Below are 24,934 nucleotides of genomic sequence, written 5' to 3' on the forward strand. Positions count from 1 at the left end.
GGGCGTGGCGGGCCGATGTCGATGCTGTTACGTCTCGTTGCCCGCAATGCGTGGGCACAGGTCAACCCGGGGTGAAAACGTCCATCAGGCAAAAATCAGGGTCACGGCAGGCGCGTCGTCCACGATGTAGCCGCGGTACATGCCGGCGCTGTTGAAGGGGCAGTGCACGCGTCCGTCGCTGTCCACGGCCACCACGCCGCCCTGGCCACCGATGTGTGTCAGCGTGCCCCGCACTGCGGCGTCGGCTGCGAGTTCCAGGCTTTGCCCCAGGTAGCGCATGCGCGCATGGATGTCGTGCGCGATGGCTGCGCGCAGGAAATGCTCGCCGGTTCCGGTGGCCGCCACGGCGCAGGTGGTGCTGTCGGCGTAGAAACCTGCGCCCACCACGGGCGTGTCGCCCACGCGCCCGGGGCGCTTGTTGGTCAGCCCGCCGGTGGATGCCGCGGCGGCCAGGTTGCCATGCACATCGCGCGCCACGGCGCCGACCGTGCCCATCTTGCCGTTCTCGTTCAGCGGAGCAGGGTGCGCCGCCAGTCCGCTGGCGTCGTGGTCCAGCAGCGCGGTCTGGCCGGATTGCGCCTGCACCCGGCGCAGCTGTGCCAGGCGCTCGGCAGAGTCGAAGTAGCCTGCATCCATCCGCGCCAGCCCGCGTTCATCGGCAAACCGCTGCGCCCCTTCGCCGACCAGGAGCACGCACTGGCCGTCGTCAAGAACATGCCGTGCCAGCGCAATCGGATTGCGCACCTGGCTGACGGAAGCGACTGCGCCGGCCCGCAGGTTGCTGCCGTCCATCAGGCCGGCGTCCATCTCGTGGCGCGCGTCGCGCGTGTAGACGGAGCCGCGCCCGGCATTGAACAGCGGGCAGTCTTCCAGGGACTGGCACGCGGCCTGGACGGCGTCCAGCGCGCTGGCGCCGCGCCGCAGCAGGGCGGCGCCCGCCTCCAGCGCCTGGGCCAGCGCGGCGTGGTAGGGGGCCTCGTCGGCCTGGCCCTGGATGACGGTGCCTGCGCCGCCGTGCACGGCAATGGAAAATTTTCGGGAGTTCTGGGACATGTTCATTGGAGTGCGTAGCGCGATTCCAGGAAGCGGCCATAGCGGGCGATGCCCAGGCCGATGAGCAGGTAGACGGCACAGACCACCATGTACATCTCCACGAAGTACGCAATCCAGTGGGGGTCGCTCATGGCCATCTTCAGGGAGCCAGTGATGTCGTAGATGTTCACGATCGCCACCAGGGAGGTGTCCTTCACCGCGCCGATGAAGTTGCTCACCGTGGGCGCGATGGTCACGCGCAGCGCCTGCGGCAGGACCACGTGGCGCAGCACCTGCACCCTGGTGAAGCCCATGGCCTGGGCCGCCATGACCTGGCCTTGGGGCACGGCCTGCAGCCCGCCGCGAAACACCTCGGCAAGATAGGCCGCGCTGAAGGCCGCCAGGCAGACGGCGATGCGGACCATGGGGTCCACCCTCCATTGCGCGGGCACCAGCATGGGCAGCACGAAGGCCCCGAAGAACAGCAGCGTGATCAGGGGCACGCCGCGCACCGCTTCGATGAACAACGTGCAGAGCACGCGCAGCAAAGGCAGGCTGGAGCGCCGGCCCAGTGCCAGCAGGATGCCCAGCGGAACGCCGGCCAGGCAGGCGATCACGGCAAGGAACAGGGTCAGCGGCAGGCCGCCCCACAGATCGCTGGGCACGGGTGCCAGGCCGGCCACACCGCCGGCCATCAGCACGCCGAAGCCGGTCAACCCGGCCAGCAGCATCGCCATGCCGGCGCGGCCGAAGAAGCGCGGTAGCGCCGCCACGCCCACGCTGCCCAGCAGCCAAAGGCTGGCGGCGACGGGGCGCCATTGCTCTGCCACGGGATAGCGGCCCAGGAATACCAGGCGGTATTTCTCGCGCACCACGCCCCAGCAGGCGCCGGCCGCAGCGCGGCATGTGTCGGGGTTGGCTGCGGTTTCGGCGTCGAGCAGGCCCCAGGCCAGCAGTTTCCAGCCCGCCCACAGCGCGGCCAGCAGCAGCGTGGCGGTGATGAGCCCGGAGAGCGCATCCGGAAACAGGCTGGCGCGCAGGCGCTGCGCCAGCGGAACCCGGGGCGGGGCCACCGGCAGGGCCGGTGCGCGGAGTACGGCACTCATGGGCAGGTCTTTCCCGGCTAGCGTGTGATGAAGGCACTGCGCTGGTTGAAGGCATTCAATGCCAGCGAGGTCAGCAGGTTGATGGCCAGGTAGACCACCGCGATGATGGTCACGCATTCGATGGCCTGGCCGGTCTGGCTCATGGCGGTGTTGGCGACCATCACCACGTCGGGGTAGCCGATGGCCACGGCCAGCGAGGAGTTCTTGATGGTGCTGAGCGCCAGGTTGGTATAGGGCGGAATGATCACCCGCAGGGCCTGCGGCAGCACGACCAGGCGCAGCTGCTGGCCGCGGCGCATGCCCAGGGCCGAGGCAGCATTCCATTGCCCGCGCGGCACGGCCTGCAGACCGGCGCGCACGATCTCCGCGCAATAGGCGGCGGCATACAGGCCCAGGGCGCCCACCAGGGCCAGGAATTCAGGCGTCAGCGCCAGTCCTCCGTCGATGCCGAACATGCCCGGTTGCGGGGAACTCCAGTGCCAGCCCGCCGCGCTGTCGTACACCGGGCCGGGCAGGGCCAGCCCCGCCTTGCTCAGAAAGCCCAGGGGGCCGATGGCCAGAGGCCGGTCCACGTCGGGCAGCAACGAAGTCAGCGCGAAATACCACAGCAGCACCTGCACCAGCAGCGGGATATTTCGTGCCACATCGACATAGAAGCGCACGGCGCCGCGCAGCAGCGGATGCCTTGCCACTGCGGCCACGCCCAGCAGCAGGCCCAGCACGGTGGCCAGCACGAGCGCGGGCACGGCGGCGCGAACCGTGTTGGCCACGCCGGCCGCGACCGCACGCAGGTAGCTGTCGCCGGGCTCGTAGGGCAGCAGCCCTTCGGAGATGGAAAAGCCGGCCGTCTGCTCCAGAAAGCCGAAGCCCCCGGCAATGCCGCGCGCGGCCATGTTGCGGCTGGCGTTGTGCGCCAGCCAGCCCAGCAGCAATATCAGCAGCCAGCCGATGGCGAGCTGCAAGGCCAGCCGGCCCCAGCGTGGCCGGGTGGGGGCCGGTGGCTGCCGTGCCCCGGCGTCGATGGCATTCACGGCTTTCACAGCATCTACAGCGTTCGCGGCGTTCATGGCAGGGTGCCCTCGGCGCGTCAGTTCATCGGCGGCGACATCATCAGGCCGCCCTTGGTGAACAGCGCGTTCTTGCCGCGCGGCACGTTCAGGCCCGACCTGGCGCCCAGGTTGCGCTCATAGCTCTCGCCATAGTTGCCCACGGCCTTGACGATGCGCAGCGCCCATTCCTTGTCCAGCCCCAGCTGCTTGCCCAGGTCGTCGCTCTGGCCCAGGAAACGCTTGACCTGGATGCTGTCGGAGCGGGTCTTGAGCTCGTCGGCATTGGCCTGGGTGATGCCCAGTTCCTCGGCCTCGATCATGGCGTTGAGTGTCCAGCGCACGACAGCGAACCATTCGTCGTCACCGCGGCGCACGGCCGGGCCGGCCGGCTCCTTGGAGATGACTTCGGGCAGGATCACGTAGTCGTCGGGGTTGGCCAGCTCCTTGCCGCGCAGCACGGCCAGGGCGCCGAGGTCGCCTGTATAGGCCTGGCAGCGTCCGCTGCTGAAGGCCTGCAGGGCGGCTTCGGGGTTGTCAAATACCACCGCCTTGTAGTTGAGCTTGTGGGCGCGAAAGTACTCCGACAGGGTCTTTTCCGTGGTGGATCCGCTGATCACGCAGATGGTGGCGCCAGAGAGCTGCTTGACGCTGTTCAGGCCGGGCTTTTTCCTGGCCATGAAGCCCTGGCCGTCGTGGAAATTGACGCCCGCCCACATCAGGCCCAGGCCGTTGTCGCGCGTGAAGGTCCAGGTGGTGTTGCGTGCCAGCAGATCGATCTCGCCGGACTGCAGCGCCGTGATGCGTGTCTGGCCGCTGGTGGGAATGAACTTGACCTTGCCGGCGTCGCCCAGGGTGGCGGCCGCCACGGCGCGGCACAGATCCACGTCCAGCCCGGACCAGTTGCCGCTGCCGTCGGCGAGCGCAAAGCCTGCGCGCCCCGTGTGCACGCCGCAGGCCACGGCGCCGCGCTGCTTGATGCCATCCAGCGTCTTGCCTGCGTGGGCCGGCGCGGCAGCGAGCGTGGCCGCGGCGGCCATCGAGGCGAAAAGAAAGCGGAAACGGGCAGGGGCATTCATGCGGAGTCCTTTGCGGCGGGATGGGGGGCCTGGGGTTGCGGCTTGCTCGCCGCAGGTGAAGCGGGGCTGCTGTCCGGTGTCAGGTAGGGAAGCACCGAATCGGACAGTTCGACCAGGCTGCGCACGGCCTGGGGCGTGGCGCGGATGACCTGGGTGGCCAGCGCTTCGACCATGGCCATGGCCGCCAGCACCGACGATGGCAGCAGAGGGTGGGCGGCGGGTGCCAGCAGCACGTAGTCGGCCTGGCCGGCCAGCGGGCTGGTGGCCTCGTCGGTGATGGCGATGGTCAGGGCGCCCCGCTGGCGCGCATGCGCCGTCAGCTCCACCGCTTCGCGTGAGTAGCGCGGCAGCGAGATCGCGATCAGCACGTCCTGCTCCGTCAGCCCCGTCATGCGCCTGACGGCTTGCTCCGTGCCGCCTGCGCAGGCCACTTCCAGCACCTGGGGCAGATAGGGCTGCAGCGCGTCGGCGCCAAAGGCTGCCACATGGTGGGAGCTGCCAAAGCCCATGAACAGGACGCGGCGCGCGCGGCAGATGCGCTGGGCCAGTTGATCGAGCAGGCCGGGGTCGCAGGCCTGTGCGGCCGCCTGCAGATTGCGCTGCGTGTGCTCGAAGGCCTGCGCTCCCACGGCGCTTGCGGCAGGCTCGTGCGCCGCGCGCAGCTTGTTCACGGGCTCCAGGGCCTGTTGCAGCTGGCGGCCCAGGTGCAGGCGCAGATCGGCAAAGCCTTCGTAGCCGGCGTGCTTGGCGAAGCGGTTGACGGCTGCCAGGGAGCCTCCGCAGGCATTGGCCACTTCCTCGGCGCTCAGCGTGACGGCCAGGACCGGATGCGCGGCCATCCAGCGGCCTACCCGGGCGACGGCGGGCGAGCCATCGACGCTGGCGCGCAGCAGTTCCTGTACGGCGGGATGGGGATGGAGTTCCATGAATGAATGAAAGTGAATGGTATCTTTCATTCATTATTTTTTAGGAATGAAATCTTTCATTCAGGGGAAACCCTGAACCGAACGATCCATGCGTTCCGCTGGCTACGGGGGAGTGCGAGGGCGTGAGGGGAGTGGGGGGGAGGGCGAGGCCTCAGGGGCGCACTTGGGCGGAGCCGAAGTGGAGCGCCGTCTTCACGCGGGACGACGCTGGTGGCAGACGGTCATGGGTGCGAGCAAGGGCCTCGCACCCATGGGGCCGCCTGATTTTCGAGAACGACTGGAATCAGTCGGACATCGCGGCCGACAACTGCTCGATCTGCTCGCTCAGTTCCAGCCAGCGTTCTTCCAGGCTGTCGATCTCGTCGTTGCAGGCCTTGAGGCTGCGGCCTGCTTCGGCCATCTCGGCGGGCGAGATGGGCTGGCTCAGCAGGCCCTCCAGCCGCGTGCGTTCGGCCTGCAGCTGGGGCAGGCGCTTGTCCAGCTGTTCCAGTTCCTTCTTGAACGGCCGGGTCTTCTCGGCCATCTGCTGGCGGGCCAGGGCGGCCAGGCGCCGTTGCTCGCGCTGGTCTCCGGCGCTGGCGGCCGGTGGCGTGGGCGGGGCAGCGGGGGCCGGCGCCAGCGCAGCAGCCACGGGGGCCTGCACTGCAGGTGCTGCAGCTGCTGCACCTGCTGCGGGCTCCACCTGCGCTGCCGCCTTGCTGGTGGCCGCAGCCGCCTGTTCGGCCTTGCGGGCTTCCTCGCGCAGGCGGCGGGATTCTTCCAGCAGGTAGCGCTGGTAGTCGTCCAGGTCGCCGTCGAAGGGGCCGACCACCCCACGGCCGACCAGCCAGAAGTCCTCGCAGACCGAGCGCAGCAGGGCGCGGTCGTGGCTGACCAGCATGACGGTGCCGTCGAAGTCGTTGATGGCCATGGCCAGGGCCTCGCGCGTGGCCAGGTCCAGGTGGTTGGTGGGCTCGTCCAGCAGCAGCAGGTTGGGGCGCTGCCAGACGATCATGGCCAGCACCAGGCGCGCCTTCTCGCCGCCGCTCATGCTGCCCACGGCCTGCTTGACCATGTCGCCGCTGAAATTGAACGTACCCAGGTAGCTGCGCAGGTCCTGCTCGCGCGCCTGCGGGCCGGTGGCGCCGGTGTCCCGTGCCAGGCGGATCATGTGCTCCATCGGGTTTTCGCCGGGGCGCAGCACGTCCAGTTCCTGCTGGGCGAAGTAGCCGATGTTCAGGCCCTTGCCTTCGGTCACGGTGCCGGCCAGGGCCTTCATCTCGCGCGCGATGGTCTTGACCAGGGTGGACTTGCCCTGGCCGTTGGCACCCAGGATGCCGATGCGCTGGCCCGCCAGCACCGAGCGGTTGACGCCGCGCAGGATGGTGGTCGCCTGGCCTTCGTCGTCCAGGTAGCCGAATGCGGCGTCCGTGATCGCCAGCATGGGGTTGGGCAGGTTGGCGGGCGGCTTGAACTCGAAGGTGAAATCGGCGCTGGCCAGCATGGGCGCGACCTTTTCCATGCGCTCGATCTGCTTGACGCGGCTTTGCGCCTGCTTGGCCTTGGAGGCCTTGGCCTTGAAGCGGTCGATGAATTTTTGCAGGTGGGCGATCTTTTCCTGCTGGCGCTCGAACGAAGCCTGCTGCAGCAGCATCTGCTGGGCGCGCAGTTCCTCGAACTTGCTGTAGTTGCCGCCATAGCGCGTGACCTGCGCGTTTTCGATGTGCAGCGTGGTGTTGGTGATGGCGTCCAGGAATTCGCGGTCATGGCTGATCACGACCAGGGTGCCGGGGTAGCGCTTGAGCCAGGCTTCCAGCCAGACCAGGGCGTCCAGGTCCAAGTGGTTGGTGGGCTCGTCCAGCAGCAGCAGGTCGGAGGGGCACATCAGCGCGCGCGCCAGCTGCAGGCGCATGCGCCAGCCGCCCGAGAAGCTGTTGACGGGGTGCTCCAGCTCGGAGACCTTGAAGCCCAGGCCCAGGATCAGGGCCTGTGCGCGCGGCACGGCGTCGTGCGCGCCGGCATCGGCCAGGTCCACGTGGGCGTGGGCAATGGCCATGCCGTCCTCGCTGGCCTCGGCGGCCGCGAGCTGGGCGTTGAGCTCGCTCAAGCGGGTGTCGCCGTCCAGCACGAACTGGGTGGCCGTCTCCGAGGTCTCGGGCATGTTCTGCGCGACCTGGCCCAGGCGCCATTGCGAAGGGATGGAGAACTCTCCGCCGTCCTCGGCCAGGCTGCCGTTGAGCAGGGCGAACAGGCTGGACTTGCCGGCGCCATTGCGTCCGACAAGGCCGACTTTTTCACCGGGGTTGATGGAGACGGAGGTGCTGTCCAGCAGCACGCGGGTGCCGCGGCGCAGGGTAATGTTGCGAAGGCTGATCATGAATGGGCAGGATTATCCCAGCGATTGCGCCAGGGCAGGATTGCCGCCCGCCATGCCCGTGCCCGGCCACGGTGCAAAGCCCTGGTACCAGGCCCTAGATCGGCTGTATGCCCACGCGCTGCATCATGGACTGGGTGAACTGGATCTCGCGCTCGAAGCCCTTGGCATAGGCTTCGGCGCTGGTGATGGCGACCTTGCCGCCTTCCTGCTCCAGCAAGGCGATGACCTTGGGCTGCCTGAGCACCTCCTCCAGCGCCGTGCGCAGCCGCTGGACGATGGCATCGGGCGTGGCGGCCGGCACGGACACGCCGCCCCAGGACGTGAGGTTGACGTCGGGCACGCCCAGCTCGGCCAGGGTCTGCACCTGGGGCAGCTTGGCGTTGCGCTGGGGGCCGGCAATGGCCAGCGGCACCAGCCTGCCCGCCAGCACCTGGGGATAGGCCACGGAAAACAGCGGGGCGCCGAAGGCCACCTGCTGGCCCAGCACGGCATTGACCAGCTCGGACGCGCCCTTGTAGGGCACATGGTTGACCTGCAGGCCCATGCTGGAGGCCAGCATCTCCACGCCCAGGTGCGATGGCGTGCCCACGCCGCCCGAGGCATAGTCCAGCGCGCCCGGCCTGGCCTTGGCGCGGGCGGCCAGGTCATCCAGCGTGCGCATGCCCGAGTCGGCATGCACGACGACCAGGATGTCCGAGCGCGACATGCCCAGCACATGGCGGAAGTCCTTGAACACGTCGTAGCCCGGGCTTTTGTACATGCGCATGGCGGCGGCCATGGGCGAGCCCGAGTACAGCAGGGTGTAGCCGTCCGCCGGTGCCTTGGCCACCTGGCGGGCGCCGATGTTGCCGCCCGCGCCGGCGCGGTTGTCTATCACCACGGGCTGGCCCAGCTGGGCCGACAGCGCCTCGGCCACGATGCGCGCGGCCGTGTCGGGGCTGGTGCCGGCCAGGTAGGGCACCACCCATTTGATGGGGCGCGTGGGCCAGGCGCTGTCGTGCGCTGAGGCTGTGGCGGCCCAGGGCAGGCCTGCCGCAAGCGATGCGGCGCCTGCAGCCCGCAGGAATTGGCGGCGGTCCTGGCCGCTGCTGGTGATGTGTGGCATGGCTTTGTCTCCTGGTCTTTTGTCTTTTCTGTTTGCTGGGGGAGTGCTGGGGCTGGCGGTCAGCCTCAGGCGCCGGCCCGCTCCAGCAGTTCCTTGGCGATGGTGTTGCGCTGTATCTCGCTGGTGCCCGTGAGCACGCGGTACATGCGCAGCATGCGGAACAGGAATTCCACGCGCCGGCCCTGGACGATGCCTTCGCCGCCATGGATCTGCACGGCGCGGTCGGCGATGCGAAACGCCGTCTCCGAGCAGAACAGCTTGCTCATCGAGGCCTGGGCGCGCGCGTCGATGCCGGCGTCGATGGCGCGGGCCGTCTGCACCATCAGCGCGCGCGCGGCCATCCATTCGGTGGCCATGTCGGCCAGCATGTGCTGTATGGACTGGAACTGGGCAATGCTGCGGCCGAATTGCTGGCGCCCCAGCGCATAGTCGCGCGCATCGCGCAGCGCCACCTGCGCCAGCCCCAGCATGGCCGGGCAGTGCAGCAGGCGGTTGACGGTGATGCGGCCCAGCGCCAGGGCCAGGCCCCGGCCCGGCTCGCCGATCAACTGGGCCGCGGGCACGCGGCAGCCGTCGAGCACGATGTCTCCCGTGCTCGATTGACCGGCCATGGTCTTGTAGCCGCTGACCACCTGCACGCCCGGTGCATGCAGGTCCACGAAGAAGGCGCTGATCTCGCGCTGCGGGCTGCCCTCGGGCGCGGTCGAGGCCATGAGCACGGCGAAGTCGGCAAACGGCGAGCCCGAGATGAAGCGCTTGCGGCCGTGGAGCACGTAATGGTCGCCTTCCAGCACGGCGCGCGTCTCCAGCGCGCCCGCGTCCGAGCCGGCCGCCGCCTCGGTCAGCGCAAAGCAGATGGACTTTTCGGCGCGTGCCACGGGCAGGATGAACTGCTCCATCTGCAAGGGCGTGGCCTTGCGGATCAGCGCGCCTATGCGCGGCGGGCCGCTGAGTTCGCCCAGCACATGGGGCGCGAAGGGCGATCCCGTGGCGTAGATGGCCTCCTTGACCAGCACCTGGTCGAGCACGGACAGGCCGGCGCCGCCCATGGCCTCGGGCAGGGTCATGCCGTAGAAGCCGCGCGCATGCGACAGCTTCCAGACCTGGCGCAGCAAATCGGTGGAGGCGCTGTTTTCATGGTCCACACCATGCGCGCGGGCGAGGTCGGCCAGTTCGCCGTGGATGAAGGCGTTGAGCGCGTCGATCAGGCCGGCTGCGCGCTCGGAGCCTTCAAAGGGCATTTCCAGCAGGGCAGCGTTGGCGGTGGGGAGTGTGTCTTTGGCGTTCATCTCAGTTCACCTTGCGGGCGTGGTTGGCCCAGTAGGGCGCCTGCACGGCGCGGCGCATGACCTTGCCGTTGGGGTTCTTGGGCAGTTGCTGCACGAATTCGATGTGGCGCGGGCGCTTGAAGCCGCCCAGGCGCTCGGCGCAGAAGCGGTCCAGCGCGGCACTGTCGCCGGCCAGGCCGGGCTTGAGCACGATGTGGGCGGCCACGGCCTCGCCCCATTTGTCGTCGGGGATGGCGAACACGCAGGCATCGGCCACCGAGGCGTGTTCGTAGAGCACGGACTCCACCTCGGACGGATAGACGTTGAAGCCGCCGCTGATGACCATGTCCTTCTTGCGGTCCACGATGTAGACAAAGCCCTGCTCGTCCATGCGGGCCAGGTCGCCCGTGTGGTAGCGGCCGTTTTTGAGCACCTCGGCCGTCAGCTCGGGCGCGCGCCAGTAGCCTGCGAAGACATCGGCGCCGCTGACCACGATCTCGCCGATCTCGCCCTCGGGCACGCGGCGGCCTTCGTCGTCCACCACCTCCACCAGGGATTCCAGAAAGGGCCGGCCGCAGGATGCCAGCCGCTCGGGCCGCGACGCGCGTGCCTGCAGGTGGTCCTGCACCGTCAGGCCGCAGACGCCGGAGGTGGTCTCGCCCGCGCCGTAGCCCTGGGACAGGATGGGGCCGAACACGTCCATGGCCTGCAGGATGCGCGCGGGCGCCATGGGCGCTGCGCCGTAGCCCAGGCGTTGCAGGTCGGGCAGCGGGCGGTAGCGGCCGCCGATCTCGGCCAGCAGCATGTTGATCATGGTGGGCACCATGAAGGTATGGGTGACGCGCCGCGCCTGCATCTCGGCCATGAAGGCGCCCGGCTCGAAGCCCGAGAACAGGTGGATGGTGGCGCCCGTGCACAGCGCCGGCACCATCTGCATGCCCGAGGCGTGGGTGACCGGCCCCACCAGTCCCAGCACATGGCCGGCCTGCATGCCCTCGCCGCGCATCAGGAACTTGCGCAGCTGGGCCAGGCGGTTGCCGAAGGTCTGCATGGCGGCCTTGAGCACGCCCGACGAGCCCGAGGTGTAGTGCAGCACGGCCACCTCGTGCTCGTGCACGTCCACGGGCTGGAAGCGGTCGCTGGCGCGGGCGAGCAGCGCTTCGTAGTTGCTGTCGGCAGGGCCGTCCAGCAGCAGCAGGCGCACGTCGGCAGACTGCAGGTGCGGCTTGAAGGCCTCGGCGCGCGCGGCCGTGGTCACGATGATGGAAGCATCGCTGTTGGCCGCGATATCGCCTACTTCGCGTGGAGACAGGCGTGCGTTGAAGGGCGCCTTGATGAGCCCGGCCTTGTAGCAGGCGATCTCGATCTCCACGATTTCCACGCAATTGGGCAGGTAGATGCCCACGCGGTCGCCGCGGGCCAGCCCCTGGGCAAGCAGGGCGTTCGCCACGCGGTTGGAGCGCTGCTCAAGCTCTGCGTAGCTGATGCTGCGCGCGGCGCTGGTCACCGCAGGCTGCTCGGCATGGGCCCTGCAGCTGCGTGCGACGAGTTCGCCGACATTGGGTATGGGGAGGGAATGGGGGTGGCCTGCGGTGGGCCGGGATGTCTCGTGCATGGCATTCCTTGGCTGAAGCCGCGCGTTTTGCGCGGCGTGCCATGCACTGTTGCAGAAGAGGACCGGGCCGGGGAAATACCGATTAGTGATTCAGTTGCATCAGAAAAATTGATGTCCAGACCAACCCTTGCCGTTTTTGCTGATGACCATCGGACTGCCGCACTACGCTGGGCTGCTGCATCACATCTGCTGCGGATGCTGCCAGCGCGCCTGCCAGAGGCCCGCCGTGATCAGTTGCCGGGCCTGGTCCAGCAGTGCCTGCCGGACCACCTTCAGTGCCGGGTCACCGCCGCGGTTGGCCTGCACGGCCAGGAAGTAGCGGCGCAGCAGCGCGGGCGCCGCGACCTGGGCCACGATCCAGCCGGGCTGGAGGCCCGTGGGCGCCGCCTTGGCGCCCTCGCGCAGCCAGGCGGGCGCATCGCTCAGCGAGCAGGCGGGCGTGAAGGTGAAGCCCGCGCCGCAGTGGTAGAGCGAGCGGATGACGCGCGCGGAATCGTGTTCGTGGACGATGTTCAACCGCAGCTCCCGCGCATCGGCGGCGGCCTCCACGGTCTGGCGGATGGAAAAGCGGCGCGACTGCAGCACCAGCGGCAGCTGGCAGGCATGGGCAAAGTCCATGTGCGGCAGGCCGCCGTCCGGCGCCGGGCGCAGCAGCGGGGCGACGCTGCCATCGACATCCTGGCCGCAGACGTAGATGGATTCCTCTGCCATGGGCTGCACCTGCAGGTCATGCAGGCTGGCCGTGTCCACAAGAATGGCCAGGTCGGCGCGCCGGTCCAGCATGGCCTTTTGCACCATCAGGCTGAGGTCGTCGAGCACGAAGATGCGTATGCGCGGGTGGCTGTGGCGCAGGCTGGCAATCAGGGGGCCTGCCAGCAGGCTGGTCAGCAAAAAGGGCAGGGCGATGGTGACCGAGCCTTCGGGGCCCTGGGGCAGGCGCTGTATGCGCTCGCGCATGGCATCGGCGTCGGACAGCAGGCGGCGGGCGTCCTCGTACAGCTGCGCGCCGGCCGGGGTGGGGGTCACGCCGGCGTGGCTGCGCTCCAGCAGTTGCGCACCCAGCTCGCCTTCCAGCTTCTTGATCTGCGCCGTGAGCGCGGGCTGGGCCACGTACAGCGAGTGCGCGGCGCGCGAGAGGCTGCCAGCCTCCAGCACGGCGATGAAGTAGCGCAGCGCCCGCAGGTCCATCTCAGCCCAGGGGGCGGTAGGTGGGGCGCAGGGCCTCGATATCGCCTTCGGTCCAGGCGCGCAGTGCCTCCTGGGTGATCAGCAGCACCTGCTCGTCGCCCGAGCTGGTGTCCAGCCAGAACACGGGCAGGTCGGGGAAGGCGGCTTCGAAGAAGTCCTTTTCATTGCCGATTTCCAGCACGACCACGCCTTCCTTGGCCAGGCGCGAGGGCAGGTCCTGCAGCAGGCGGCGGATGAAGTCCATGCCGTCGGCACCACCGGCCAGCGCCAGCTCGGGCTCGGCCTGGTATTCGGCAGGCAGACGCGACATGCTGTCGGCATTCACATAGGGCGGGTTGCACAGCACCAGGTCCCAGGGGCCGGGCAGGGCGGCCAGGCCGTCGCTCTCCAGCAGTTGCACGCGCTCGGCGAGCTCATGGCGGTCCACGTTGATGCGGGCCACGGCCAGCGCGTCGGCCGAGATGTCGGCGCCCGTGACCTCGACCTCGGGCCAGGCCATGGCCGCCAGGCAGGCCAGGCTGCCGTTGCCGGTGCACAGGTCCAGCACGCGGCGCGTGCGGTCGGACAGCCAGCCGTCGATGCTGCCGTCGGCCAGCAGTTCGGCAATGAAGCTGCGCGGCACGATGGCGCGCTCGTCCACGTAGAAGGGCACGCCCTGCAGCCAGGCCTCGCGCGTGAGGTAGGCGGCGGGCTTGCGTGTGCGGATACGCTCTGCGAACAGCTCGGCCACTTCGGCCTGCTGCTCGGCGCTCACCGGCTGGCTGGCCAGGGACTCGGGCGCGCCCGGCGCCAGTTCGCTGTCCAGTGGCAGGCCCAGCTTCCAGAGCGTGAGCCACGCCGATTCGTCTTCGGCCGTGGCCGTGCCGTGGCCAAAGGCCACGCCGGCCGCCGTGAGCGCCGCGGCGCCCGAGGCCACGAGGTCGGCGATGGTGCTGCCCGAGATGGCGGGAATATTGGCAGGGGTGGGGGCGGATGTCATCGTCGGCTCCTTGGGCGCGCGTTCAGGCGGCCTGCTGGCGCTGCAGCTCCTGGAGCGTGCGGCGGTAAATGTTCTTGAGGGGCTCGATGTCGGCCACCACGATGTGCTCGTCGATCTTGTGGATGCTGGCGTTGGGCGGGCCCACTTCCACGACCTGGCTGCAGATCTGGGCGATGAAGCGGCCGTCGCTGGTGCCGCCCGTGGTGGACAGCTCGGTCTCCAGGCCGGTCTCGGCGCGGATGGCCGCCTGCACGGCGTTCACCAGCGTGCCTGGCGTGGTCAGGAAGGGCTGGCCGCCGATGGTCCAGGCCAGCTCGTACTCCAGCCCGTGGCGGTCCAGCACGGCGTGCACGCGCTGCTGCAGCGATTCGGCCGTGGACTCGGTGCAGAAGCGGAAGTTGAAGTCGATGGTCACATGGCCGGGGATGACGTTGGATGCGCCCGTGCCGCCATGCATGTTGCTGATCTGCCAGCTGGTGGGCGGGAAGAAGGCGTTGCCCTCGTCCCATCGCGTGGCGGCCAGTTCGGCCAGGGCCGGCAGGGCCTGGTGGATGGGGTTGCGCGCCAGCTGCGGGTAGGCGATGTGGCCCTGGATGCCCTTGACGGTGAGGCGTCCGCTCATGGTGCCCCGGCGGCCGTTCTTGATCATGTCGCCCGTGCGGTCCACGGAGGTGGGCTCGCCCACGATGCACCAGTCCAGGCGCTCGCCGCGCTCGCGCAGCAACTCGACCACGACCTTGGTGCCGTCCACCGAAGGGCCTTCCTCGTCGCTGGTCAGCAGCAGGGCAATGTCGAAGGAGGGAGTTGGCGTCTCGGCCAGGAACTCCTCCAGTGCCACGACAAAGGCGGCGATGGAGGTCTTCATGTCGCTGGCGCCGCGGCCGTAGAGCTTGCCGTCGCGGTGCGTGGGCACGAAGGGAGGGCTGCTCCACTGCTCCAGGGGGCCGGTGGGCACCACGTCGGTATGACCGGCAAAGACCAGCACGGGCCGGTCGGTGCCTGCGCCGGAGCGCCTGGCCCAGAGATTGCGCACGCGAAAGCTGTCGGGGCCGCTGTCGATGCGCTCGCAGGCAAAGCCCATGGGCAGCAGGGCATCGGCCAGGAGTTCAAGGCAGCCGGCGTCTTCCGGGGTCACGGATGGCAGGCTGATCAGCTGCTCGGTCAGTTGCAAGGTGCGGGACATGGTGGGAAGGTCAAAAAAACAAAAAAGTCGGAGGGCTGGCTGGCGCCAGCGTGCTCCGACATTGTGAACGCTGCAGGCCCGGCCGTTCAGTTCGGCTTGACTTCCAGCATGATTTCGGTGAACGAGGGCATGTCGTCCTCGCCGGGCGTGGCCAGTTCGGCGAACTGGCTGGACGGCGCGGCATGGCCGGCCTTGACCACGTCGTTTTCCAGGCGCCACATCAGGTTGGTGGGCGAGTCGGCAAAGGCCAGTCCCTCGGCGCGGTCGATGCGGCCCGAGCGGATCAGCTGGGCCAGCGCCTCTTCAAAGGTCTGCGAGCCTTCGGCCATGGATTTCTCCATGGCCTCCTTGACGCCCGAGAAGTTGCCGCGCTCGATGAGGTCGGCGATCAGCTTGGTGTTGAGCATCACCTCGACGGCCGGCATGCGGCCGCCATCCACGGTGCGCACCAGGCGCTGGGAGATCACGCCCTTGAGCGCTGCCGACAGCTCGCCCAGCATGGTCGGCCGGATTTCCTCGGGGAAGAAGGACAGGATGCGGTTGAGCGCGTGGTAGCTGTTGTTGGCGTGCAGCGTGGCCAGGCACAAATGGCCCGACTGCGCAAAGCCCATGGCCGAGGACATGGTCTCGCGGTCGCGGATCTCGCCGATCAGGATCACGTCGGGCGCCTGGCGCAGCGCATTCTTGAGCGCAACCTGCAGCGATGCCGTGTCGGATCCCACTTCGCGCTGGTTGACGATGGAGCGCTTGTTGCGGAACTGGTATTCGATGGGGTCCTCGATGGTGAGGATGTGGCCCGTGAGCTTTTCGTTGCGCGCGTCGATCATTGAGGCCAGCGTCGTGCTCTTGCCCGAGCCCGTGGAGCCCACGACCAGCAGCAGGCCGCGCTTTTGCATGATCAGCTCGCCCAGCACGGGCGGCAGGTTCAGCGTGTCCATGGGCGGGATGTGCTGGGCGATGAAGCGGATCACCACGGCGCAGCTGCCGCGCTGGTGCATGGCGCTGACGCGGAAACGCCCCACGCCGCGCAGCGGCACGCCCATGTTGAGCTCGCCCGTCTCGTCCAGCTCCTGCAGGCGCTCGGCCGGCACGATCTCGGCCAGCAGGCTGCGCGGCGCATCGGGCGGCAGCAGCTGGTTGTTGATGGGGACGCATTCGCCGTTGATCTTGATCAGCGCCGGCGCGTTGACCGCCAGGTAGACGTCGGACGCCTGCTTCTCGCCCATCAGGCGCAAAATCCTCTCCATCGTGCCCATGTGTTCCCCCAAATTCGTGTGCTGTCGCTGTTCTTGGATCGTTGTCACGCGCTTTTGACGTGAAACGGGCGTCCGCTGCCTGGTGGCCGGGGACGCCCTCGAGAGTATGCCTTGGTCCATCCCCTGAACAGGGGATGTTTTGGCGCCGCAACCACGCCTTTGGCGCGGTCCGGATGCAGGTCAATCGCGCAGCAGGTCGTTCAGGCTCGTGGTGGAGCGTGTCTTGGCATCGACCTTCTTGACGATGATGGCGGCGTACATGCTGTAGCGGCCGTTGTCCTTGGGCAGGTTGCCCGACACCACCACCGAGCCGGCGGGCACGCGGCCGTAGCTGGTCTCGCCGGTCGCACGGTCATAGATGGGAGTGGACTGGCCGATGTACACGCCCATGGAGATCACCGAGTTCTCTTCCACGATCACGCCTTCAACGATTTCGGAACGCGCGCCGATGAAGCAGTTGTCCTCGATGATGGTCGGGTTGGCCTGCAGCGGCTCCAGCACGCCGCCCAGGCCCACGCCGCCGGACAGGTGCACGTTCTTGCCGACCTGGGCGCAGGAGCCCACGGTGGCCCAGGTGTCGACCATGGTGCCTTCGTCCACGTAGGCGCCGATGTTCACGTAGGAGGGCATCAGGATGGCGCCCTTGGCCACGAAGCTGCCACGGCGGGCCACGGCCGGAGGCACGACGCGCACGCCGGTGGCGGCGATCTCGGCCTCGGTCATGCCGGCGAACTTGGTGGGCACCTTGTCGAAGAAGTTCAGGTCGCCGGACTGCATCAGCACGTTGTCCTTGAGGCGGAAGGACAGCAGCACGGCCTTCTTGATCCACTGGTGCACGGTCCACTGGCCCACGCCTTCGCGCGTGGCCACGCGCAGCTGGCCGTTGTTCAGGGCTTCGATCACGTGGTCCACGGCCTCGGTCACTTCCTTGGGGGCGGCAGCGGGGGAGAGGCTGGCACGGTTGTCCCAGGCGGTGTCGATGATGGATTGCAGCTGTTGCGTCATATGGCTTTGGTGATCAAAGGGTTTGTGAGGAAAGGGGTGGCCAGGCGTGGCTCAGCGCTGGCGTGATTCTATGAATTGTGCAATGCGCTGGGCCGCCTCCAGGCATTCGGCGGTCTCGGCCACCAGGGCCATGCGCACGCGCCCGGCGCCCGGATTGCGGCCATTGGCCTCGCGCGCCAGGTAGCTGCCGGGCAGCACGGTCACGCCGGTGGCGGCATACAGCTCGCGGGCAAAGTCGGCGTCGTCAAGGCCCAGCGATTCGGGAATGCCGGCCCACAGGTAGAAGCTTGCGTCGGGCAGGCGCACATCCATCACGCGCGCCAGCACGGGGGTGACCTGGTTGAACTTTTCGCGGTACAGGCGGCGGTTTTCCTCGACATGGGCCTCGTCGGCCCAGGCCGCGATGCTGGCCGTCTGCACCACGGGGCTCATGGCGCCGCCGTGGTAGGTGCGGTACAGCAAAAAGGCCTTGATCAGGGCCGCATCGCCCGCCACGAAACCGCTGCGCAGGCCAGGCACATTGCTGCGCTTGGACAGGCTGGTGAACATCAGCAGGTTCTTGTAGTCCGTGCGGCCCAGGCGCTGCGCGGCTTCCAGTCCGCCCAGTGGAGGCGTGCCGTCGAAGTAGATCTCGCTATAGCACTCGTCGCTGGCAATCACGAAGCCATGGCGGTCGGACAGCGCAAACAGCTTTTCCCATTCGGCCAGCGGCATCACCGCGCCTGTGGGGTTGCCGGGAGAGCACACGAAGATCAGCTGGGTCTTTTCCCACACGTCGGCGGGAACGCTGTCCCAGTCCACCGCGAAATTGCGCGCGGCATCGCTGGGGGCGTAGTACGGCTGGGCGCCGGCCAGCAGGGTGGCGCCTTCGTAGATTTGATAGAACGGGTTGGGGCAGATCACGCGCGCGCCGTCCTGGCTGGCATCCACCACGACCTGGGTGAAGGAGAACAGGGCCTCGCGCGAGCCGTTGACCGGCAGCACCTGGGCGGCGGCGTCCAGCGCAATGCCGTAGCGCTGGCGCGCCCACTGGGCGCAGGCTTCGCGCAGCGCGGGCTCGCCGGCGGTGGCCGGGTACTTGGCCAGGCCGCCCAGGTCGGCGCTCAGCGCCTGTTCGATGAAGGGCGGCGTGGCATGGCGGGGCTCTCCGATGCCAAGGCTGATGGGGCGCACGCCCGCCGGTGGCTGGACCCCGGCGAACAGTTTGCGAAGACGCTCAAACGGGTAGGGCTGGAGTCGGGAGAGCAGGGGATTCATGGGCTCGCATTATGGATTGATGCGCTTTCGGCATGCCGTTGTCACAGGGGACTGCGGGTCTGCACGCTGGCTTTTTTGCATTCTGTTACCTATTCTGGCATGGTCTCGACTGGGGCCATGCCAACTCGTGTGGCGGGGCCTCGCAAACGGTGAATTCCAGATACCAATGACAAGAGAGGCAGACAGCTATGCAGGCAGGCGCTGGCATGGAAAAAGATGGAAGCAGGCATCGTAAGCATACATCCGGCCCAGGTGCCGGCTTCCTCGTATGCACGGTGTGGGCATTGGCGGGACCGGCGCTGGCGTTGGTGGCCGATTCGCTGGGCCTGGGGCCCTGGGTTTGGGCAGCCTTGCTGCTGTGGGCCGGGTTGCTGCTGGGCGGCATGCACAGGCTCTGGTCGCGGGTGATCGGCGAGCGCGAATTGCTGCAGCAGGCCATGCAGGGCATCGCCCAGGGAGACCTGAGCCAGCGCGTGGCCGTGGAGGCTGCGGCCTCCCAGGAGGGCGCAGGCGCCGTCCAGACGCCCAAGGCCTTGCTGGGCGGCATGGTGACCTCGCTGTCGGGCATGGTGGCCGATGTGCGCAGCAATGCGGCCCTGGTGGCGCAGGCCGGGCAACAACTGGTGAACGAGCACCAGGCACTGTCCGATCGCACCGAACTGCAGGCCACCAACCTGGCCCAGACCGTGGTCAGCGTGGAGCAGCTCAGCAGCGCCGTGCAGCACAACGCCGACGTGGTGGGCGTGGTCCACCACCAGGCCAGCGCGGTGCGCGGCGCGGCCGATGAAGGCGTGGTGGCCATGGGCCGCGCCGTGGAGTCGGTGGAGACCATTGAAAGCAGCGCCGGCCGCATGCGCGAGATCATCGGCGTGATCGACGGCATAGCGTTTCAGACCAACATCCTGGCGCTGAACGCTGCCGTGGAGGCGGCGCGTGCGGGCGAGCAGGGCCGCGGCTTTGCCGTGGTGGCCAGCGAGGTGCGCTCCCTGGCCGGCCGCTCGGCCGAGGCGGCGCGCGAGATCCGCCACCTGATCGGCGATGCGCTGGCCCAGGTGGAGCACAGCACCGAACTGATCCGCACGGCCGGACGTGGCATGGAGCGCGTGACCGAAGGCATTCGCCAGGTGGCCGAGCACATGGGAGAGCTGTCGCAGTCCACCGGCAGCCAAAGCACGGGCCTGGCCGAGATCAGCCGCGCCGTGCACCAGATCGACGAGATCACCCAGCACAACGCGCAGATGGTGGGCCACGCGCTGGACCAGGCACGCGCGCTGCAGCAGCGCGCGCAGATGCTGTCAGGGGCGGTGTCGCGCTTTCGGCTGCAGCAGGGCACGGCGGAGGAGGCCGTGGCCCTGGTCGAGTCGGCCCTGGGCCTGGCGCGGCGCGGAGTGGCCACCGAGGCACTGCTGGCCGCCGTGAACGACCCCGGCCAGCCCTTCCATGACCGCGATATGTACGTTTTCGCCCTGGCCGCCGACGGCAGCTACCGCGCCTTTGGCGGCAACCCTGCGCGTGTGGGCGTGCGCGTGCAGGAGCTGCCAGGCGTGCGGGGTGAGCAGCTGCTGGCCGACATCATTGCCCAGGCCGAGCGCGGCCCAGGCTGGGTGGAGTACGACTTCAGAAACCCTGCCACGCAACAGGTACAGACCAAGATGTCCTTCGTCTGCAAGCATGGCGGGCTGTACTGGGGATGCGGCGTCTACAAGAGTCTGGCGCTGGCGGCCTAGCCTTGGCCTGGAAGGCAGACTGCCGCCTGGCGGGCTTCACTGGCACGCGTTCGGCGATGGACCGCCGCCCGCGCGCTGGGCACGTGCGCGGGCCAGGATGGCGGCGATGGTGGCCTGCTTGCTCTCGGCCACGGGAGGTGCGGGGCAGGGTGCTTGAGGGCTGGCGTCGTCGGCTGCTGCCTGCTCTGCCTGCGCAAGAGGCGTCGGTGCCCGGCTTGCACTCAAACGCTCACGCTCCACTTCACGCTCGCGGTGCAGCACATAGCGCTGGCGCGCATGCTCGGCCTGCTGGGGGCTCCAGGCAGACCAGCCTGTGGCCGGGCCGCTGGCGTTGTGCAGTTCGATGCAATCGACCGGACACACGGGAATGCACAGTTCGCATCCCGTGCAGTGGGCTGCGATCACCGTGTGCATGAACTTGTTGGCCCCCAGGATGGCATCCGTGGGGCAGGCCTTGATGCACAGGGTGCAACCGATGCACCAGGCCTCGTCGATCACCGCCACGGTGCGCGGGGCTTCCATGCCGTGCTCGGCGCTCAGCGCAACAACGGGCCGACCCGTCAATGCGGCCAGCCGCTCCACGCCCGCAGCGCCGCCCGGTGGGCACTGGTTGATGCCAGCCTCGCCCGAGGCCACGGCCTGGGCGTAGCTGGCGCAGTCAGGGAAGCCGCAACGCGTGCACTGCGTCTGCGGCAGCGCGGCGTCTATGCGCGCTGCCAGATCGTCGCGGGCGAGCATGGCGGTGGAGGACATGGCGTGGCGGGCTTGCTCGGGAATCAGCCTGCCTGCACCTTGGCGCCACGCTTGCGTGGCTGCTCGGCGGCCGTTGGCGCGTCATCGCTCAGGCTGCTGGCATGGCCTGCAGCGCTGGCGGCGGTGGCGCTCTCGGGCTGGTGGGTGCTGATGAATTCGCGCACCTGCGGATAGACGATCTCTCGCCAGCGGCGGCCGCTGAAAATCCCATAGTGTCCCGCGCCCGGCACTTCAAGGTGCCTGCGCTGATCCGCGGCAATGCCCGTGCACAGATCGTGCGCAGCCCGCGTCTGGCCGGAGCCGGAGATGTCGTCCAGCTCGCCTTCGATGGTCAGCAGGGCGCTGCCCTTGATGTCCTGCGGGCGCACCAGTTCAACCTTGTCCTCGGGCGAACGCACTTCCCAGGTGCCATGGACCAGCTTGTAGTCCTGGAACACCGTGGCGATGGTCTCGAGGTAGTAGTCGGCATCCATGTCGAGCACGGCGTTGTACTCGTCATAGAACTTGCGGTGGTGCTCGGCGCTGGCGTCGTCACCCTTGATCAGGTCCTTGAAGTAGTCGTAGTGGCTCTTGGCGTGGCGATCCGGGTTCATGGCCACGAAGCCCGAGTACTGCAGGAAGCCGGGGTAGACGCGGCGACCCACGCCCGGATAGCCTTCGGGCACGCGGTAGATCACATTGTTCTCGAACCACTCGAAGCTGCGGTTCTGCGCCAGGTTGTTCACCGAGGTCGGCGAGCGGCGCGCATCGATGGGGCCGCCCATCATGGTCATGGACAGCGGAGGCGTCTCGCCACGGCTGGCCATCAGCGACACGGCCGCCAGCACCGGCACCGTGGGCTGGCAGACGCTGACCACATGGCACTGGCCGTACTTGCCCTGCAGGTAGCGGATGAACTCCTGCACATAGTTCACGTAGTCGTCGAGGTGGAACTCGCCATCGGCCAGCGGCACCAGGCGGGCGTTCTTCCAGTCGGTGATGTAGACCTTGTGGTCGCCCAGCATGCTTTGCACCGTATCGCGCAGCAGCGTGGCGTAGTGGCCCGACAGCGGCGCGACGATCAGCACCACGGGCTGGCTCAGCATGGTCTGCAGTGTCTCGGTGTCGTCGGAGAAGCGCTTGAAGCGGCGCAGCTCGCAAAACGGCTTGTCCACTTCGACCCGCTCGCGGATCGTCACGTCCACGCCGCCGACATCGACGCTGCGCAGGTTGAACTCGGGCTTTTCGTAATCCTTGCCCAGGCGGTAGAACAGGTCGAACCCGGCGGCCATGCGCTGGGACATCGGACCCTGGCTCAGCAGCGAGTGGGGGTTGCTGTAGAGCTTGGCTGCAGCCTGCGCGAAATCGGCAAAGGGCTCGACCATGGCGCGCTGGATTTCGTAGAGCTGATAGAGCATGGATACAAGGGGTTGTTTGGATTTGTTGCAGTGCAATATATCAGCAGCACGCTAAGAAAATTGGTAGTAAAACCCCTCTAATGCTGTCGCTTAAGTGATAGCTTGACTGATGGTTGTAAGCTGGCGGCCGCCCAGCCCCCGGCATTCCTGCAATGCAGTGCGGCGCGCTAGGCGGCAAGCGCCGCTTCGGCCGGTTTGGTGCGCGCAAGCCGCATCACCTCTGAAGGCGGCAACTGCTTGAACTGGTGGTTGCTCCACACCTGGCGCCAGCGCCGCGCACCTGCCAGCCCGTTGCGCAACCCCAACATATGGCGGGCTATCGAATACCAGTGCGTGCCGTGCGTGCGCGCCTCTCGCTCCATGTAGGCCACCATCTGCTCCTCGATGGACTCGCGCGTGTGCTCCACGCCAGCATCGCCGTAGTACAGCGCATCCCACGAGGCCAGCCACCAGGGGTTGTGATAGGCCTCACGCCCCACCATCACGCCATCGACCTGCTGCAGCAGCTCCTGCACGGTGGCGTCGGCCTTGATGCCGCCATTGATGGCAATGGTCAGCTGCGGAAAATCCTGCTTGAGCCGGGCCACGATCTCGTAGCGCAGCGGCGGGATCTCGCGGTTTTCCTTGGGAGACAAGCCTTTGAGCCAGGCATTGCGTGCGTGAACGATGAACACGCGGCATCCCGCATCGGCCACCGTGCCCACGAAGTCGCGCACGAATTCGTAGCTCTCGTCCTTGTCGATGCCGATGCGGTGCTTCACCGTGACAGGCACGTCCACCACATCCACCATGGCCTTCACGCAATCGGCCACCAGCGGCGCCTCATTCATCAGGCAGGCGCCAAATGCACCGCGCTGCACCCGCTCGCTGGGGCAGCCGCAGTTCAGATTGATCTCGTCATATCCCCACTGCGCTCCCAACCGTGCAGCCTGCGCCAGATCCGACGGCTCGCTGCCGCCGAGCTGCAACGCCACCGGATGCTCCTCGGCCTCGAACCGCAGATGCCGTGGCACATCACCGTGCAGCAGTGCGCCCGTGGTCACCATCTCGGTATACAGCAGGGTATGGCGGCTCAGCAGTCGGTGCAGGTAGCGGCAGTGCTTGTCAGTCCAGTCCATCATGGGCGCCACGGACATGCGCCACATGCTGGAAGATGCTTTATTTTCTACGTTTGTCATTGATCTGATTGGGTTTTTTGCTCTGGCGTCGTTGCCTGGTTCTTCGCCATCCAACCCCGTTTTTGCTGATTTTCTCGCTGGCTTTGCCACATCCTTCACCTGTCGCAAAACAGATGGGACCATCACTTCACGCAAGCGCACGGATGGCTTGCTTGCCCGCTTGCCTGCACCGCACAGATCCGGCTGATGGAGAACGGCACGTTTGTCCACCGCGAAAGCCAGGCCTACCGTCGGAAAGTGCTGGCCAATGGGTGGCTGCGCAGGCGCGAGCACGAGATGGACCAGGAGCACGCTTCTGGCCAGGCGCCAGGCCGTGCGCAAGAAAATTTCAGTGGGGGAGCCACTGCGGGATTATGTCAGTGCGGTCAAAAACGTGACTGAGTGGGGCCGTTGCAAAAAGGCCGGCATCGCGCGACTGCAGGCCTCTGGTCGGGCCGACCTCCAGGCCGCCAAGCTCACGGTGCAGGATCTGATGGGCCACACCAAGAAGCGGCGCACGGAAGACGAGGCCGGCCCGCCGCCGTGCTCAATGACATGGTGTGGCTGCGCCAGGTCTTCCTGCATGCTTCGGCCGCGCGCGGCATTGATGCGCCGCTGCAGGTGCTGGACCGCGCCAGGCTCAAGCTGCTGCGCACGCGGGTGCCCGCCTACGCGGCCGGGCTTCAAGCGTGGCCGACAAGACTGCCTTGAATCCAAGTGAGAGCTCTCCCTGGAGCAAATTTCATCCATTGCGCGAAACTGGGGTAATGGTAGCTAGATGTAAGTGAGTGGCGAGAAGCGGATAAATTTGATCTTAAAGAATTTCTATCTGCACATTGCTTTTCGATGGCATATTGGCGAGGCCATGCATCGAATAAGACAAATGGAGGCACGCCAAATGAATGTTAAAGAGAGGCAAGAATCATTCGCGCCGCAATCGCGGTTGCAAGCATTGATGGTTGATTGCGAGGTGGAAGATTTTTCAGGGTTGGGCCTGTTGCTCGGTCAGGCTGGATATGATACGCGAATGGCGGCAAGTGCGCCGGAAGCGTTGGCTGAGTTTGCTGGTGGACGAATTGATTTGTTGATATGCAATACGCGTGTAATTGACAAGGATGGTGGGCAGTGGCTGGAAAATCTCGTTGGGCAGTCCCCTGATCTGTTCGTGATTTTTCTTTCGGAATGCAGTCCCGTGGCAATTACGAAAGGCCTTGGTCGGTTGCTGGGCTTGCACCGCCATATAGTCAAACCTTGGAATAGTGAGCAATTTTTGGCTGTCATTGAGCAACTGAATGATCAAAAAATTACACGCTATGAGAATATTCGGCTAGAGCAAAAAAATAGAGCGCTGACGAAGGAGTTGGCAGAACTAAATGCAGCTGTTGAGCTGACTGCCCATGAGCATGACGACGAATTGTTGGAGGCGCATAGGAAACTTAAAAAAAGCTTCGTCGCATCGATCCGAATGTTTTCAAATCTGCTTGAGTGGCGAGGGGGGA

Annotated in this window: 22 protein-coding genes; 4 read left to right on the forward strand and 18 right to left on the reverse strand. The window is 67.2% G+C overall.

The genetic code is table 11. The annotated features are described in order from the left end of the window. Positions 1-84: 84 nt before the first annotated feature. The 15 genes from DTS01S_RS19685 to dapC all read right to left on the reverse strand — a co-directional run bounded on the left by DTS01S_RS19685 (position 85) and on the right by dapC (position 18,401). Positions 85-1,059: an isoaspartyl peptidase/L-asparaginase family protein gene (locus DTS01S_RS19685; protein WP_017405034.1), complete on the reverse strand. Its 975-nt coding sequence runs from the start codon at positions 1,057-1,059 to the stop codon at positions 85-87. Continuing rightward, positions 1,056-2,138, reverse strand: a complete 1,083-nt coding sequence (locus DTS01S_RS19690) for an amino acid ABC transporter permease (protein WP_047218122.1) — start codon at positions 2,136-2,138, stop codon at positions 1,056-1,058. Before DTS01S_RS19690 ends, DTS01S_RS19685 begins: the two co-directional genes overlap by 4 nt. 17 nt (positions 2,139-2,155) lie before the next feature. Further along, a complete protein-coding gene (locus DTS01S_RS19695) occupies positions 2,156-3,169 on the reverse strand; it encodes an amino acid ABC transporter permease (protein WP_254787895.1) in 1,014 nt (337 codons plus the stop codon). A 56-nt stretch (positions 3,170-3,225) separates the two neighbouring features. After that, positions 3,226-4,263, reverse strand: coding sequence for an amino acid ABC transporter substrate-binding protein (locus DTS01S_RS19700; protein WP_061288562.1), 1,038 nt, complete (start codon positions 4,261-4,263; stop codon positions 3,226-3,228). Next, complete coding sequence (locus DTS01S_RS19705; protein WP_017405038.1) at positions 4,260-5,189, reverse strand: MurR/RpiR family transcriptional regulator; 930 nt, start codon at positions 5,187-5,189, stop codon at positions 4,260-4,262. Before DTS01S_RS19705 ends, DTS01S_RS19700 begins: the two co-directional genes overlap by 4 nt. A gap of 283 nt (positions 5,190-5,472) precedes the next feature. Next, complete coding sequence (locus DTS01S_RS19710) at positions 5,473-7,545, reverse strand: ABC-F family ATP-binding cassette domain-containing protein (RefSeq protein ID WP_017405039.1); 2,073 nt, start codon at positions 7,543-7,545, stop codon at positions 5,473-5,475. 94 nt (positions 7,546-7,639) lie between these two features. Beyond that, positions 7,640-8,650, reverse strand: coding sequence for a tripartite tricarboxylate transporter substrate binding protein (locus DTS01S_RS19715; protein WP_016453490.1), 1,011 nt, complete (start codon positions 8,648-8,650; stop codon positions 7,640-7,642). A gap of 65 nt (positions 8,651-8,715) precedes the next feature. Next, positions 8,716-9,939 (reverse strand): acyl-CoA dehydrogenase family protein, encoded by a 1,224-nt coding sequence (locus tag DTS01S_RS19720; protein WP_016453489.1) that lies wholly within the window; start codon positions 9,937-9,939, stop codon positions 8,716-8,718. Position 9,940: 1 nt separating this feature from the next. Next, positions 9,941-11,533 carry a class I adenylate-forming enzyme family protein gene (locus DTS01S_RS19725; protein ID WP_017405040.1) on the reverse strand — a complete coding sequence of 531 codons (1,593 nt, stop codon included), beginning with the start codon at positions 11,531-11,533 and terminating at the stop codon, positions 9,941-9,943. Positions 11,534-11,713: 180 nt separating this feature from the next. After that, positions 11,714-12,721, reverse strand: coding sequence for a LysR family transcriptional regulator (locus DTS01S_RS19730; RefSeq protein ID WP_017405041.1), 1,008 nt, complete (start codon positions 12,719-12,721; stop codon positions 11,714-11,716). Position 12,722: 1 nt separating this feature from the next. Beyond that, on the reverse strand, positions 12,723-13,700 hold the full coding sequence (prmB, locus tag DTS01S_RS19735; protein ID WP_016453486.1) for a 50S ribosomal protein L3 N(5)-glutamine methyltransferase: 978 nt from the start codon (positions 13,698-13,700) through the stop codon (positions 12,723-12,725). A gap of 22 nt (positions 13,701-13,722) precedes the next feature. Then, entirely contained in the window at positions 13,723-14,883 is a 1,161-nt protein-coding gene (dapE, locus tag DTS01S_RS19740) for a succinyl-diaminopimelate desuccinylase (protein WP_016445942.1), read from the reverse strand. Between the two features lie 86 nt (positions 14,884-14,969). Further along, the gene (locus DTS01S_RS19745; RefSeq protein WP_016445943.1) at positions 14,970-16,139 is read right to left on the reverse strand and encodes a PilT/PilU family type 4a pilus ATPase; all 1,170 of its coding nucleotides are present in this window, start codon (positions 16,137-16,139) and stop codon (positions 14,970-14,972) included. A 180-nt stretch (positions 16,140-16,319) separates the two neighbouring features. Further along, on the reverse strand, positions 16,320-17,144 hold the full coding sequence (dapD, locus tag DTS01S_RS19750) for a 2,3,4,5-tetrahydropyridine-2,6-dicarboxylate N-succinyltransferase (RefSeq protein ID WP_012205450.1): 825 nt from the start codon (positions 17,142-17,144) through the stop codon (positions 16,320-16,322). 51 nt (positions 17,145-17,195) lie between these two features. Further along, on the reverse strand, positions 17,196-18,401 hold the full coding sequence (dapC, locus tag DTS01S_RS19755) for a succinyldiaminopimelate transaminase (RefSeq protein ID WP_026062293.1): 1,206 nt from the start codon (positions 18,399-18,401) through the stop codon (positions 17,196-17,198). Positions 18,402-18,589: 188 nt separating this feature from the next. Between dapC and DTS01S_RS19760 the strand changes: the two genes are divergently transcribed. Then, the gene (locus DTS01S_RS19760) at positions 18,590-20,128 is read left to right on the forward strand and encodes a methyl-accepting chemotaxis protein (protein ID WP_016445945.1); all 1,539 of its coding nucleotides are present in this window, start codon (positions 18,590-18,592) and stop codon (positions 20,126-20,128) included. Between the two features lie 36 nt (positions 20,129-20,164). Here the strand turns inward: DTS01S_RS19760 and DTS01S_RS19765 are convergent, their stop codons facing one another. The 3 genes from DTS01S_RS19765 to dusA all read right to left on the reverse strand — a co-directional run bounded on the left by DTS01S_RS19765 (position 20,165) and on the right by dusA (position 23,423). After that, positions 20,165-20,881 carry an RnfABCDGE type electron transport complex subunit B gene (locus tag DTS01S_RS19765; protein ID WP_017405044.1) on the reverse strand — a complete coding sequence of 239 codons (717 nt, stop codon included), beginning with the start codon at positions 20,879-20,881 and terminating at the stop codon, positions 20,165-20,167. 23 nt (positions 20,882-20,904) lie between these two features. After that, complete coding sequence (locus DTS01S_RS19770) at positions 20,905-22,278, reverse strand: polyhydroxyalkanoate depolymerase (RefSeq protein WP_016445947.1); 1,374 nt, start codon at positions 22,276-22,278, stop codon at positions 20,905-20,907. Between the two features lie 167 nt (positions 22,279-22,445). Next, on the reverse strand, positions 22,446-23,423 hold the full coding sequence (gene dusA, locus DTS01S_RS19775) for a tRNA dihydrouridine(20/20a) synthase DusA (protein ID WP_016445948.1): 978 nt from the start codon (positions 23,421-23,423) through the stop codon (positions 22,446-22,448). Here dusA and DTS01S_RS30610 point away from each other — a divergent pair. From DTS01S_RS30610 to DTS01S_RS29840, 3 genes are all read left to right on the forward strand, one after another. Continuing rightward, positions 23,422-23,643: a hypothetical protein gene (locus tag DTS01S_RS30610; protein ID WP_139223790.1), complete on the forward strand. Its 222-nt coding sequence runs from the start codon at positions 23,422-23,424 to the stop codon at positions 23,641-23,643. The genes dusA and DTS01S_RS30610 overlap by 2 nt on opposite strands. 335 nt (positions 23,644-23,978) lie before the next feature. After that, entirely contained in the window at positions 23,979-24,146 is a 168-nt protein-coding gene (locus DTS01S_RS30615; protein WP_156493777.1) for a hypothetical protein, read from the forward strand. Positions 24,147-24,219: 73 nt separating this feature from the next. Beyond that, positions 24,220-24,934, forward strand: a 715-nt coding sequence (locus DTS01S_RS29840; protein ID WP_255247327.1) for a response regulator, incomplete at its 3' end; no start/stop codon positions are given.

It is taken from the genome of Delftia tsuruhatensis NBRC 16741 (assembly GCF_001571325.1).
Taxonomy (GTDB): Bacteria; Pseudomonadota; Gammaproteobacteria; order Burkholderiales; family Burkholderiaceae_C; genus Comamonas; species Comamonas tsuruhatensis.

Excerpts from the sequence above, each read along its gene's own strand:
- DTS01S_RS19685 (WP_017405034.1), bottom strand. The coding sequence starts at position 1,059 with ATGAACATGTCCCAGAACTCCCGAAAATTTTCCATTGCCGTGCACGGC.
- DTS01S_RS19690 (WP_047218122.1), bottom strand. The coding sequence starts at position 2,138 with ATGAGTGCCGTACTCCGCGCACCGGCCCTGCCGGTGGCCCCGCCCCGG.
- DTS01S_RS19700 (WP_061288562.1), bottom strand. The coding sequence starts at position 4,263 with ATGAATGCCCCTGCCCGTTTCCGCTTTCTTTTCGCCTCGATGGCCGCC.
- DTS01S_RS19705 (WP_017405038.1), bottom strand. The coding sequence starts at position 5,189 with ATGGAACTCCATCCCCATCCCGCCGTACAGGAACTGCTGCGCGCCAGC.
- DTS01S_RS19710 (WP_017405039.1), bottom strand. The coding sequence starts at position 7,545 with ATGATCAGCCTTCGCAACATTACCCTGCGCCGCGGCACCCGCGTGCTG.
- DTS01S_RS19715 (WP_016453490.1), bottom strand. The coding sequence starts at position 8,650 with ATGCCACACATCACCAGCAGCGGCCAGGACCGCCGCCAATTCCTGCGG.
- DTS01S_RS19720 (WP_016453489.1), bottom strand. The coding sequence starts at position 9,939 with ATGAACGCCAAAGACACACTCCCCACCGCCAACGCTGCCCTGCTGGAA.
- DTS01S_RS19725 (WP_017405040.1), bottom strand. The coding sequence starts at position 11,533 with ATGCACGAGACATCCCGGCCCACCGCAGGCCACCCCCATTCCCTCCCC.
- DTS01S_RS19730 (WP_017405041.1), bottom strand. The coding sequence starts at position 12,721 with ATGGACCTGCGGGCGCTGCGCTACTTCATCGCCGTGCTGGAGGCTGGC.
- prmB (WP_016453486.1), bottom strand. The coding sequence starts at position 13,700 with ATGACATCCGCCCCCACCCCTGCCAATATTCCCGCCATCTCGGGCAGC.
- dapE (WP_016445942.1), bottom strand. The coding sequence starts at position 14,883 with ATGTCCCGCACCTTGCAACTGACCGAGCAGCTGATCAGCCTGCCATCC.
- DTS01S_RS19745 (WP_016445943.1), bottom strand. The coding sequence starts at position 16,139 with ATGGGCACGATGGAGAGGATTTTGCGCCTGATGGGCGAGAAGCAGGCG.
- dapD (WP_012205450.1), bottom strand. The coding sequence starts at position 17,144 with ATGACGCAACAGCTGCAATCCATCATCGACACCGCCTGGGACAACCGT.
- dapC (WP_026062293.1), bottom strand. The coding sequence starts at position 18,401 with ATGAATCCCCTGCTCTCCCGACTCCAGCCCTACCCGTTTGAGCGTCTT.
- DTS01S_RS19760 (WP_016445945.1), top strand. The coding sequence starts at position 18,590 with ATGCAGGCAGGCGCTGGCATGGAAAAAGATGGAAGCAGGCATCGTAAG.
- DTS01S_RS19765 (WP_017405044.1), bottom strand. The coding sequence starts at position 20,881 with ATGTCCTCCACCGCCATGCTCGCCCGCGACGATCTGGCAGCGCGCATA.
- DTS01S_RS19770 (WP_016445947.1), bottom strand. The coding sequence starts at position 22,278 with ATGCTCTATCAGCTCTACGAAATCCAGCGCGCCATGGTCGAGCCCTTT.
- DTS01S_RS30610 (WP_139223790.1), top strand. The coding sequence starts at position 23,422 with ATGCTGGAAGATGCTTTATTTTCTACGTTTGTCATTGATCTGATTGGG.
- dusA (WP_016445948.1), bottom strand. The coding sequence starts at position 23,423 with ATGTGGCGCATGTCCGTGGCGCCCATGATGGACTGGACTGACAAGCAC.